An 11,968-nucleotide genomic window follows, 5' to 3' on the forward strand; every position below is an offset into this window, starting at 1 on the left:
TCGGCGTACTTGTTGGTCAGGACGGTGCCCTGGGCCTCCAGAACCGCCTGGGGGGCGAAGTTCTCGGAGGCGATCATCTCCAGGGTGTCGCGCTGGCGCGCCAGTTCGGCGTCGACCGCGGCCGACACCTCGGGGTCCAGCTCGCCCAGAGTCTGGTTGAGAAGGTTGTCGCTGGTCATGCTAGTTCTCGCCTTCGGTCAGCTTGGTGTACTCCTCGGCGGAGAGCAGGTCCGCGGGCTCCTCGGACACGCGCACCCTGAACAGCCAGCCACCCTCGAAGGGGTCGGAGTTGATGGTCTCCGGGGCGTCCTCAAGCGCCTCGTTGACCTCCACGACCTCTCCGGTGACGGGGGAGTAGATGTCGCTGACGGACTTGGTGGACTCCACCTCGCCCGCGGTCTCACCGGCGGTGACGTCGTCGCCGACCGAGGGGGTCTCGACGAAGACGATGTCACCCAGCGACTCGGCCGCGTACGCCGTGATCCCGACGGTGGCGATCCCGTCCCTGACCGCGATCCACTCGTGTTTGGCGGTGTAACCCAGCTCCGTGGGAACGCTCACTTCAACTCTCCTTGGAGGTGTTCCATTTGTCTGCCGTGCGCCCGTACGGCGACCCGGCCCGGCCTACGCCTGGCCACGCCCCGTCCGTGCCGGTCCCTCGTGGGGATCCGGCCGTGCGGGACGTGCAGGTTCTCGGGTCCGCCCGGGGGCGGTCCCGCTTCCTACGACTGCCGCTTGTAGAACGGCAGCTCGACCACGTCGACTTCCTCGCCCCGCCCGCGCACGTCCACGGTGAACGTGCCGGTCGCGGTGTCGAGGTCGCCGTCCACGTAGGCCATGGCGATGGGGCGGCCCAGGGTGGGGGAGGGGGCGCCACTGCTGGTGACTCCGATGACCGTGCCGTCGCGCAGCACGTCCTGGCCCTTGCGGAGAGGGCGGCGGCCACGGGAGACGAGGCCGATCAGGCGCCGTTCGCGAGCGGTGCGCGAGGCCTCCTCGAGCGCGGCGCGGCCCACGAAGTCACCGGGTTTGTCGAGCTTGACCACGCGGCCCAGGCCGGCGTCGAACGGCGTGAGCCCGGCGTTGAGCTCCTGGCCGTAGAGCGGCATGCCGGCCTCCATACGGAGGGTGTCGCGGGAGGAGAGCCCGGCCGGGACCAGCCCGTGCGGCGCTCCCTCGGCCATGAGGGCGGCCCAGACCTCGGGCGCGCGGTCGGCAGGCCGGACGAAGATCTCGAACCCGTCCTCGCCGGTGTAGCCGGTGCGGGCGAGCAGGACCGGGACCCCGGCGACGGTGTGCTCGTAGCCCGCGTAGTAGCGGATGTCGTCCAGGTCGGCGTCGGTGAGCGGTGCGAGGATCTCCACCGCGCGCGGGCCCTGGATCGCGATGAGCGAGTAGTCGGCGGACTCGTCGGCGACCTCGACGTCGAAGCCGGAGGCCCGCTCGGCCAGGGCGGAGGCGACCACGGGCACGTTGGCCGCGTTGGCCACGACCAGGTACTCCTGCTCACCGAGCCGGTAGACGATGAGGTCGTCCAGGACGCCGCCGTCCTCGGCGGTGATCATGGTGTAGCGGGCGCGGCCCACCTTGACCTTGGACAGGAAGCCGACCAGCGCGTGGTCGAGGGCCTCTGCGGCCTGCGGGCCGGTCAGCCGGATCTCGCCCATGTGGGAGAGGTCGAAGAGCCCGGCGGCCTCACGGACGGCGGTGTGTTCCGCGGTCTCGCTGCTGTAGCGGAGGGGCATCAGCCATCCGGCGAAGTCGACGAGCGTCGCCCCGGCCTCTTCGTGGGTCTTGTGCAGCGCGGTGAGGCGCGGCGCGGTCGCGGAGTCTGACATGGGCACTCCCGAGAGGATGGGTGTCGTGCGTAAGGCGTTGCCATCCTCCCCCTCTGTCATGGGTGCCTGAGAGCTTCACCGCGCGCTCGGCGTGGTTTGCACCTTCGGCGAGGGAACGCGTCCCTGCTTTCCAGAGTGGTCTCGCCCGTACGGTCCGCTGTGCCTGAGAGGTTGTCTTCGGGGAGGGATTGCTCCTTCGGCGGCCCACGCTGGATACGCGGACACTCTCCCGTACGGGGTCAGCAACACGCTCAGCCTAGCAGCGGCGACCTGGGGCGCCCAAGACAGCCCGGGCGCTTGTGGACGACCAGGACGCCCATGCCCGGACGCTTGGGGACGACCTTCGCGACACGGTCGTCGGAGGCGGCCGAGCGGGGTGTGTGACCACCGGGCATGCCCTAGCTTTGTGGGTGGACGTTCCCGCGGACAGCCTGTGGAGGAGACGAGTGCGTACCGACACCGAACACGCTCCCGGGAGGTCCGGGCGCGCCCCCGGCCGCTTCGCCCTCGGAGCCGCCGGTTGTGCCATCACCCTGTTCAGCGGGGCCGCCTGCGCGACGACGGACGAACCCGAGCCCGCGCAGGGCACGGTCGGCAACCCCGTCCAACTGGGCGACGTGCAGACCGTGGAGCGCCACGACCTCGAGGCGGTCTTCGCCGAGGCCGGGGTGAACGGGACGTTCGTGCTCTTCGACGCCGGAGACCGGTCCGCCGTCGTGGTGAATCTGGATGAGGCGAGCGAGCGCGCCGTGCCCGCGTCCACCTTCAAGCTGCCGAACACGCTGATCGCCCTCCAGACCGGTGAGGTGTCCGACGTGGACGACGTGATCTCCCCCGAGTCCGGCGACGACCTGAGTCTGCGCGAGGCCCTGCCCACCTCCGACGTCCCGGTGCACCAGGAGGTCGCCGACCGGATCGGGTTCGACCGGATGTCCACCTGGGTGGACCGGTTCGACTACGGCAACCGGAACGTCGGCGAGGAGGGGGCGATGGACCGGTTCTGGCTGGAGGGTCCGCTGGAGATCTCCGCCATGGAACAGGCCACCTTCGTCGCCGAACTCGCCCGCGAGGAACTGCCCGTGCACGTCGAGCACCAGCGCGCCCTGCGTGACCTGCTGCTGGTCGAGGAGGGTCCCGGGCACCAGCTGTTCGCCCGGACCGGCCTGGGTGTGGACGTGGACCCGGTGCCCGGCTGGTGGGTGGGCTGGGTCGAGCAGGGCTCCGACCTGCACACGTTCGCGCTGCGTCTGGAGGTCGAGGACCAGGAGGACGCGGAGCTGCGCGAGTCGCTGGGCCGTGAACTGCTGGTCGCCCTCGACGTCCTTCCCGCAGCCTGACGCGTCCGCTCCGCGTCCCCCGCAGGCCGCCTAGGGATCGTCGGGGGAGCGGAGCTGGATCGGGACCGAACGCACGAAGCGCTGTTCGGAGTCGGTCACCCCGCCCATGAACTTGAACGTGCGCAGCGTCATCCGGCGGTCGGCGATGCGCAGCCCCGGCAGCTCCTCCAACAGCCTGCGCTCCACACGGGTGAGGTCGGGGGCGTCGCGCAGCCACAGGATGAACAGGGTGTTCTCCGGACCCGCGATGGTCGTGCACAACCGGACCTCGGGGATGCGTTCCCCCAGGTCGGGAACGCCGTCCAGAACCTCGGGGTCCACCGTTCCCCACAGGGTGGCGGCGCTCGGCCAGCCCATGTGCGCGCGCGAGATGTCGCAACGCAGCCCGAGGAGCCCGTCGCGCAGCAGCCGGTTGATTCGGCGCGCGGCGGTGGTGGGCGCGATGTCCAGTCGTTCGGCGATGGTCTGGTAACCCAGCCGCGCGTCCGCGCACAGCAGATCCACGATGCTCTGGTCCAGTTCGGTGACGCGTTCGTTGCCCACCGGGGCGCGCAGCGTGGGGGAGAGGGCGCGGAGCCGGCGCCGCTGCCCGGGTGACAGGGCGCGGACCTGCCACAGGTAGGCCTCCCGGGGGACCTCGGTGACCACGTGCACCCGGTAGGAGACCACGTCGGGGATGCCGCCCACCCAGTTGAGCAGGTAGTCCGCCAGCCCTCCGCCGGGCACCACGGTGAGCATGAGCTGGTGGGACCCGGCCACGAACTGGATGCTCAGGGTGTCGCGGTCCTCGGCCAGGGCCGCCGCGACCCGCTCCACCGACCCGTTGCGGCAGCTCAGCTCCACGTAGCTGAGGTACCGGCTGGCCATCACCCGGCGGCGTGGGAACGCGGCTATGCGCGCCAGCCCCTCGTCCTCCAACCGCTTCCACCGTCGGGCCAGCGTGGTGGGGTCCGCGTCCAGGACCGGCCCGAGCTCGGCCCAGGTGGCCCTGGGAGCCAGCTGGAGCGCGTTGATCAGGGTCAGGTCGAACTCGTTGGGCATGCTCGATTCCGGCAAAATCCACCTCCCTCATAGCGGTTCCCGGCGATTCCCGCAGGTTACCGGAGGGTCCACGTAGGTTTCCGCAAGATCAGAAGCGCGGCCCTGAGCTGCGAGTCTCCGTTGGATTGCGCACCGTCGCGTCCGGGTGTCCGCCTCGCGGAACCAGGGACCGGGTGCGGTGAGAAAGGTGGCGTCGATGACCTCGGCTGGCAGGACCCTCGTGGTCCGCGACGGAACCGTGATCGACGGGACCGGGGAGGGCCCCCAGCGCGACCGGTCCCTCGTCCTGCGCGACGGCCTGATCGACTGGATCGGCCCCGCCGACCAGACGCCGCACATCGGCGAGCCGTACCGGGTGATCGACGCGGCCGGGGGGACGATCCTGCCGGGGTTCGTCGACACCCACGTGCACATGACCATGTCCGGCGACGGCATGAACCCCGCCGACCTGATCAACCAGCCTCCCCACTACGGCTACTTCACCGCCATCCCGCGCCTGAGGGCCACCCTCGACGCCGGGGTCACCAGCGTTCGCGACCTGGCCGGGCTCGACCAGGCCGTGGTCCGCGCCGTCGACGAGGGCATCATCCCCGGCCCCCGCGTCACCACCGCCTACCGGGCTCTCGGCCCCACCGGAGGCCACGGCGACTTCCGCACCTGCTGCGGCTTCGACTACGGCGCGATCCTGGGGCCCGACGGCGCCGTCTCGGTCAACACCGACGGCCCCGCCGAGGCCCTGCGCGCCACCCGTGAGGTCATGCGCAAGGGCGCCAAGGTCATCAAGGTGATGGCCAGCGGAGGCGTGTGGAGCCCCCAGGACACCCCCTGGCACGACGGGCTCAACGTGGAGGAGATGTCCGTGATCGTGCGTGAGGCCGCCAGCCACGACATCCCCGTGGCCGCCCACGCGCAGAGCGCCCGCAGCATCCGCAACGCCCTCACCGCCGGGGTCACCAGCGTGGAGCACGGCTACGAGATCGACGAGCGGGGCATCCAGCTCATGCTGGACGGCGGCGCCTTCCTGGTGCCCACCCTCTCCACCGCCACCACCCCGCCCGACCCCGCGAAGTCGGCCGACTACGCGGTGGCCAAGAAGCTCAGGCTCCAGGAACACCTCAGCGAGAACATCACCGCCGCCGTCCGGGCCGGGGTCCGTGTGGCCCTCGGCACCGACTCGGGTATCTGTCCGCACGGCCGCAACCTGCGCGAACTCGCCCTGCTGGTGGAGCACGGCATGAGTCCCATGGGGGCCCTGCTCGCCGGAACCCGCGACGCCGCCGCGCTCCTTGGGCGGAGCGAGGAGATCGGCACCCTCGAAACCGGCAAGCGCGCCGACGTCGTCGTCTGTTCGGGAGACCCCCTCGCCGACATCACCCTGCTCGGCGAGCCAGACAACGTCACCGTGGTCATCAAGGACGGTGCGGTCCACAAGGACACCACCGGAACCCGACCGGGCACCGCGCACTGACCAGGCCCCACCCGCCCCCTTCGTCCCAGAGGTGACCCATGAGCACCCCACGCTCCCAGCAGGGAGGCGCGGTCGAGACGCGCCCCGGCTTCCTCACCCGCTCCCTCGACAACATCGAGCGCCTCGGTAACAAGATCCCCGACCCGTTCGTCCTCTTTCTGCTGCTCTTCGCGCTCGTCGCCGTCGCCTCCTCGGCCCTGTCGGCTCTGGGCGCCACCTACGTGGTGCCCGGCAGCGAGGACGGAGCCCAGGAGATCAGGGGCTTCTTCACCGCTGAGGGACTCACCTGGCTCACCACCAACCTGGTCCCCAACTTCATCGGCTTCCCGCCCCTGGGCGTGGTGCTGACCATCCTGCTGGGCGTCGGCATCGCGCAGCGGACCGGTCTGCTCAACACCCTGGTCCGCCGGGCCTTCAGCGGTGCGCCCCAGTGGCTGCTCCCGTACGTGGCCGCCCTGGTCGCGGTCTCCGGCAGCATCATGAGCGACGCCGCGATGGTGGTCATCCCGCCGCTGGCCGCGATGGTCTTCAAGGCGGCCGGGCGCCATCCCGTCGCCGGTCTGCTCGGCTCCTTCGCCGCAGCCATGGCCGCGTTCAGCTGCAGCCCCTTCATCACGAGCACCGACGCGCTGCTGTCCGGCATCACCAACACCGCCGCCGCGTCGGTGGAGGGGCTGGGCACCACCCACGTCAGCCCGATCTCCAACCACTTCCTCACCTTCACGATCGCGATCGTGCTGAGCGTCGTGGCCGGTTTCCTCATCGACCGCGTCCTCGAACCCGCCCTGGTGCGGCGCGGGGTCAGCCGCGAGCAGACCGGTGCCGAGGACGGTTCCGCCGCGAACGGGACCGCCGAGGAGCGCCCCGACCTGAAGATGGACGCCGAGCTCACCCCGAGCGAGCGCGGCGGGATGCGCTGGGCCGGGATCGCCCTGGTCCTCACGGTCGTCGCGGTCCTGCTGGTCACCCTCCCACCGGGCGCGCCCATGCGTAACGGGGACGGCGCGTTCCTGCCCGAGTCCCCGCTGCTCAGCTCCGTGGTCTTCCTGGTCTTCCTCACCCTGGCCGTGCCCGGTGTCGCCTACGGCCTGGCCACCCGGGCGATCCGGGGCGGGGCCGACGTCGCGCGGATGATGGGCCACACCGTCAAGGAGATGTCCGGTTTCGTCGTCCTGGCCTTCGTGATGGCGCAGTTCCTGGAGCTGTTCAACTGGACCGGCCTGTCCACGTGGATCGCGATCAAGGGCGCGGAGGCGCTGGAGGCCACCGGGTTCACCGGGTTCGGGGCCATCCTCTGCTTCATCCTGCTGGCCTGGCTGATCAACTTCTTCATCATCTCCGGCTCCGCCCAGTGGGCCCTGTTCGCCGTGGTGTTCGTCCCGATGTTCGCCCTGCTCGGCTACGAGCCCGGCTTCGTCCAGGCGGCCTACCGGATCGGCGACTCCACCTCCAGCGTGCTCTCGCCGCTCAACCCGTACGTGATCATCGTCCTCGGCTTCCTCAAGTCCTACGAGCCCAAGGCGGGCATCGGCACCGTGATCGCGCGCTGCCTGCCCTTCTCTCTGGTCTTCCTGGTCATGTGGGTCGCCGTCTTCGCGGTGTTCTACTTCGGGGGCCTGCCGATCGGCCCCGGCATGTACCCGCGGCTGTAGACCACGGGCCCGGGCAACCGGGCCCGCCACCCCGCACGCACACCGACGTAAGGAGACCACCATGACCGGCGCCAGGACCCTGTACCGGGACCTCACCCTCATCGACGGCACCGGAGCCGCCCCGGTCGCCGACGCCGCCGTCCTGGTCGAGGACGGGCTGATCGCCTACGTTGGGCCCGCCGCTGACGCGCCCGCGCCCCGACCCGAGGACACCGTGGAGAGCCTGGGCGGGCGCACCCTGCTGCCCGGATTCATCGACACCCACGTGCACTTCGGGTTCTCCGACGGCCGTGCCCTGGCCACCAACAACGCCGACGTCTCCCGCAGCCTGCACGCGTTCGAGTCCGCCGAGCGGATGCGGGTCACCCTGGAAGCGGGCGTCACCGGCGCCCGTGACCTGGGCGGGGCCGACACCGGCTTCCGCATCGCGCGGGAACGCGGTCTGATCCGGGGGCCGCGCCTGAGCATGGCGCTGCGGCTGATGAGTCACACCGGCGGCCACGCCGACTTCACGCTGCCCTCCGGCGCCAACCCGCACGACTGCGAGCACACCGCCGCCGAGATCGTCGACTCGCCGCAAGAGGCCCGGGTGGCCACTCGCAGGCTGGTCCGGGACGGCGCCGACGTCATCAAGGTGTGCGCCACCGGCGGGCTCTCCAGCCCCTCGGACGGCCCCACCGACGAGGGCGTCACGGAGGAGGAGATCGCCGTGATCGTGGCCGAGACCGCCAAGCACGGCGGTCGGCCGGTGGCGGCGCACGCCCAGGGCGCGGCGGGGATCAGGAACGCGGTGCGCGGCGGGGTGGCCAGCATCGAGCACGGCTACCTCATCGACGACGAGGGCATCGACCTCATGCTGGAGCGCGGCACCTTCCTCGTGCCGACCCTGACCACGTTCGACTTCGAGGACCGGGTCCACCTGATGACCCGGAAGGCGGTCGACACCAAGCGGGCCCTGGCCGAGGAGACCTACCGCCGGATCTCCCACGCGGTCAGCCGCGGGGTACGGATCGCGATGGGTACGGACGCCGGCATCTCCGAGCACGGCCGCAACCTGCGCGAACTCGCCCAGCTGGTGTCCGTGGGGCTCTCACCCATGGAGGCGATCAGGGCGGGCACGAGCAACGCCGCGGAGCTGGTGGGCACCGCCGACACGACGGGCACGGTCGAGGCCGGGAAGTTCGCCGACCTCGTGGTGTGCGAGGGCGACCCCCTCGCCGACGTCTCACTGCTGGGCGACCGCGCCAACGTGGTGCTGGTCGTCCAGGGCGGCGAGGTCGTCAAGGACACCCGGGCCTGACCGGGCGCCGACCGGCCCGGTCCGCCGACCCTGGGGCCGGGCGGACAGGAGCGGGGCCCGGCACGTCGTCCGCGCGCCGGGCCCCGCGTGTGTCCGGGATCAGGCGGCGTTCTTGCGGCGCTGGCGGACCGCCTCTGCCAGGTTCTCCAGGACGCCCTCGGTGGTCTCCCAGCTCATGCACTTGTCGGTGATGGACTGGCCGTAGGTGAGCTGGTCCGGGTCACCCAGCTTCTGGGCGCCCTCCACGATGAAGCTCTCCAGCATGACGCCGACGATCCCCTTCTGACCCTCGGCGACCTGGGCGGCGATCTCCCGGGCCACGCCCGCCTGGCGGACATGGTCCTTGCCGCTGTTGGCGTGGCTGGCGTCGATCATCAGGCGGCGCGGCAGCTTGGAGCCCTCGATCACATCCAGGGCCGAGGCCACCGACGCGGCGTCGTGGTTGGGGCCGCTGCGCCCGCCGCGCAGGATCACGTGGCAGTCCGGGTTGCCCTCGGTGACCACGACCGAACCGGCGCCGGCCGGGTCCACGCCGAAGAACGTGTGGGAGGCGGCGGCCGCGCCGACGGCGTCCACGGCCACCTGCACGTCGCCGTCGGTGCCGTTCTTGAAGCCGACCGGGGTGCTCAGGCCGCTGCTGAGCTGGCGGTGCACCTGGCTCTCCGTGGTGCGGGCGCCGATGGCGCCCCAGGAGACCACGTCGGCGATGTACTGCGGGGTGATCGGGTCGAGGAACTCGGTTCCGGCGGGCAGACCGAGGGCGTTGATGTCGATCAGCAGCTCACGGGCGGTGCGCAGGCCCCGGTGCACGTCGTAGGTGTCGTCCAGGCCCGGGTCGTTGATCAGGCCCTTCCAGCCGACCGTGGTGCGCGGCTTCTCGAAGTACACGCGCATGACCACGCACAGCTCGTCGCTGACCGACGGGACGAGGTCGCGCAGGCGACGGGCGTAGTCCAGGGCGGACTCGGTGTCGTGCACCGAGCAGGGGCCGACGACGACCAGGAGGCGGTCGTCGGCGCCGTCCAGCACCCGCTTGACCTCGGCGCGCGAGCTCTCCACGAGGGCGGTGCTCTCCTCGCTCATGGGGAGCTCGGCGAGCAGGTCCTGGGGGGCGATGAGCGGTTTGTAGCTCGCCACCCGTGTGTCGTTGGTGCTCGTCATCGTCTCCCCTGGTCCCATCACGTCGATCGCCTGGCGACAGATGCTCGTGCCGCACCTTGACCGTAGCGCGGTCCGGCGGGGCGGACACGGTCGCGGTGGAATTCGACGTGCGAACCCGGGATGGGAAAGGCCACACCAGCGCACTTCGCGGGAAGTCGTCCCAACCAGCGAGACACAATGGCCCCCGGCCGCCATTCCGCCGGGTGCCCCGAGCGCTCGGGGGATCAGTCCTTCAGCCCGGGGAGGTCCTCCTCCCAGTACTCGCGCGGGTTGCGCACCCCGTCGGCGACCGTGCCGCGCTCGGTCTCGGCGCGGCGCAGCCGGACCCGCCTGATCTTGCCGGAGGCGGTCTTGGGCAGGTCGGCGAACTCCAGGCGGCGGACCCTCTTGTGCGGAGAGAGACGGCTCCGCGCGTACTCCATGATGGCGCGGGCGGTCAGGGCGTCCGGTGCCACGCCCTCGGCCAGGGTCACGTACGCCTTGACCACCGAGAGCCGCAGCGGGTCCGGTGACGGCACGACCGCGGCCTCGGCCACGTATTCGTGCTCGACCAGAACGCTTTCCAGCTCGAATGGTGAGATGCGGTAATCCGAGGCCTTGAACACGTCGTCGGACCGGCCGACATAGGTAATGGAACCGCGCGAATCCCGCGTGGCGATGTCGCCGGTGCGGTACAGCCCGAGCCGCGTCACGTCCCGGGTGGTGTCCGGGGCGTCCGCGTAGCCGCGCATCACTCCCACGGGATCGTCGCTCATGTCCACGCAGATCTCACCGGTGTCGGAGGGCCTGGCCGTCTCCGGGTCGACCAGGACCACGTCGTAGCCGGGCATGGGGCGTCCCATGGACCCGCGGGCCACCTCCTGGCCGGGACCGTTGCCGACGAGCAGGGTGGTCTCGGTCTGCCCGAACCCGTCCCGCACCGTGAGCCCCCACGCCTCACGGACGTAGTCCACGATCTGCGGATTGAGTGGTTCCCCCGCCGCCACCACCTCGCGCAGCGGTACCTTCCACGCCGCCAGGTCCGCCTGGACCAGCATCCGCCAGACCGTGGGCGGGGCGCACATCGTGTGCGCCCCGCACCGCACCGCCGCGTCCAGCAGGGTCGCCGGATCGAACCGCTCCTGGTTGACCACCAGCACCGTGGCCTCCGCGTTCCACGGCGCGAACACGCTGCTGTAGGCGTGCTTGGCCCAGCCGGGCGCGGACACGTTCAGGTGCACGTCCCCGGGCTGGACACCCAGCCAGTACATGGTGGACAGGTGCCCCACCGGGTAGGAGCTCTGAGTGTGGGTGACCAGCTTGGGCCGGGCCGTGGTGCCGGAGGTGAAGTACAGCAGCAGGGGGTCGTCGGGGCCGGTGGTTCTGGGCTGGGTGAACTCCAGGCCAGAGTGCTCCGAGTCGGGGTAGCTGAGCCATCCGTCCATGTAGCCCACGCAGATCCGGGTCCAGTGGCCGCGCAGGTGCTCGAACCGCTCGGTCTGCTCGGGCGAACAGACCACGTGCGCGACCTCCCCGCGGTCGAGCCGGTCCACGAGGTCGGCCTCGGACAGGTTGGTGGCGGTCGGGGTGATCACCGCGCCCAGCTTCACGGCGGCGAGCAGGATCTCCCAGAGTTCGACCTGGTTGCCGAGCATGAGCATGATGCGGTCGCCCGGGTGCACCCCCTGGCCGATCAGCCAGTTCGCCACCTGGTTGGAGCGTTCGGACAGCTGGCGGTAGGTGTGGTGGGCCTCGGTCCCGTCCTCCTCCACCAGCCACAGCGCCGTGCGGTCCGGTCGGGTGGCGGCCACGTGGTCGAAGTGGTCCAGCGCCCAGTTGAACCGTTCCGGCCTGGGCCAGGTGAACTCCCGGTGGGCCGTCTCCTGGTCCTCCCGGTGCTCGAGGAGCAGGTCCCGCGCGGCGCGGAACTCCCGTGCCCCCTCGGTCATCTCGTGCGACATCGAAGGCCTCCGGTTCGGGGGCGGTGCGCCGGGCGCACCGCCACGGGCTCCCGGCCACCGGAAGGGTGGCGGGACGAGGTATGCCCCTGCGGTTCTACCCGGAACGGGACATCCCGACCCATCACGACCGTCGGCTCCGGTCCGGACCGGTCGGCCCGGGCTCCCGGAGGCGGGGATGTCCGTTCGCGACCCGGCGCCCTAGATCGTTGATGGGAAAATGTGCCCTGGTCA

At 71.0% G+C, this 11,968-nt stretch carries 9 protein-coding genes, 1 pseudogene and 1 riboswitch; of the genes and pseudogenes, 4 read left to right on the plus strand and 6 right to left on the minus strand.

The window, feature by feature from the left end; translation table 11 throughout:
- The 3 genes and pseudogenes from D452_RS29900 to gcvT all read right to left on the minus strand — a co-directional run.
- Window positions 1-179, minus strand: a pseudogene (locus D452_RS29900) (serine hydroxymethyltransferase); the annotation flags it as partial.
- 1 nt (window position 180) lies between these two features.
- On the minus strand, window positions 181-561 hold the full coding sequence (gene gcvH / locus D452_RS0122640; protein WP_017546423.1) for a glycine cleavage system protein GcvH: 381 nt from the start codon (window positions 559-561) through the stop codon (window positions 181-183).
- 161 nt (window positions 562-722) lie between these two features.
- Entirely contained in the window at window positions 723-1,838 is a 1,116-nt protein-coding gene (gene gcvT / locus D452_RS0122645) for a glycine cleavage system aminomethyltransferase GcvT (RefSeq protein ID WP_017546424.1), read from the minus strand.
- Window positions 1,839-1,978: 140 nt separating this feature from the next.
- Window positions 1,979-2,080: riboswitch (glycine riboswitch) on the minus strand.
- A 204-nt stretch (window positions 2,081-2,284) separates the two neighbouring features.
- Here gcvT and D452_RS0122650 point away from each other — a divergent pair.
- Window positions 2,285-3,175 (plus strand): penicillin-binding transpeptidase domain-containing protein, encoded by an 891-nt coding sequence (locus D452_RS0122650; RefSeq protein WP_017546425.1) that lies wholly within the window; start codon window positions 2,285-2,287, stop codon window positions 3,173-3,175.
- Between the two features lie 30 nt (window positions 3,176-3,205).
- Here D452_RS0122650 and D452_RS0122655 read toward each other — a convergent pair whose 3' ends face one another.
- Window positions 3,206-4,231: an Lrp/AsnC family transcriptional regulator gene (locus D452_RS0122655; protein WP_026129591.1), complete on the minus strand. Its 1,026-nt coding sequence runs from the start codon at window positions 4,229-4,231 to the stop codon at window positions 3,206-3,208.
- A gap of 181 nt (window positions 4,232-4,412) precedes the next feature.
- Between D452_RS0122655 and D452_RS0122660 the strand changes: the two genes are divergently transcribed.
- The 3 genes from D452_RS0122660 to D452_RS0122670 all read left to right on the plus strand — a co-directional run bounded on the left by D452_RS0122660 (window position 4,413) and on the right by D452_RS0122670 (window position 8,636).
- Entirely contained in the window at window positions 4,413-5,684 is a 1,272-nt protein-coding gene (locus D452_RS0122660; protein ID WP_017546427.1) for a metal-dependent hydrolase family protein, read from the plus strand.
- 38 nt (window positions 5,685-5,722) lie between these two features.
- Window positions 5,723-7,336, plus strand: a complete 1,614-nt coding sequence (locus D452_RS0122665) for an AbgT family transporter (protein WP_017546428.1) — start codon at window positions 5,723-5,725, stop codon at window positions 7,334-7,336.
- A 61-nt stretch (window positions 7,337-7,397) separates the two neighbouring features.
- A complete protein-coding gene (locus D452_RS0122670) occupies window positions 7,398-8,636 on the plus strand; it encodes a metal-dependent hydrolase family protein (protein WP_017546429.1) in 1,239 nt (412 codons plus the stop codon).
- A gap of 99 nt (window positions 8,637-8,735) precedes the next feature.
- On the opposite strand, the gene D452_RS0122675 is transcribed toward D452_RS0122670, so the two are convergent.
- Both D452_RS0122675 and D452_RS0122680 read right to left on the minus strand, forming a co-directional pair.
- Window positions 8,736-9,797: a 3-deoxy-7-phosphoheptulonate synthase gene (locus D452_RS0122675; RefSeq protein ID WP_017546430.1), complete on the minus strand. Its 1,062-nt coding sequence runs from the start codon at window positions 9,795-9,797 to the stop codon at window positions 8,736-8,738.
- A 224-nt stretch (window positions 9,798-10,021) separates the two neighbouring features.
- Window positions 10,022-11,737 carry an AMP-binding protein gene (locus D452_RS0122680; protein WP_017546431.1) on the minus strand — a complete coding sequence of 572 codons (1,716 nt, stop codon included), beginning with the start codon at window positions 11,735-11,737 and terminating at the stop codon, window positions 10,022-10,024.
- Window positions 11,738-11,968 lie beyond the last annotated feature (231 nt).

The organism is Nocardiopsis prasina DSM 43845 (assembly GCF_000341265.1).
Lineage (GTDB): Bacteria > Actinomycetota > Actinomycetes > Streptosporangiales > Streptosporangiaceae > Nocardiopsis > Nocardiopsis prasina.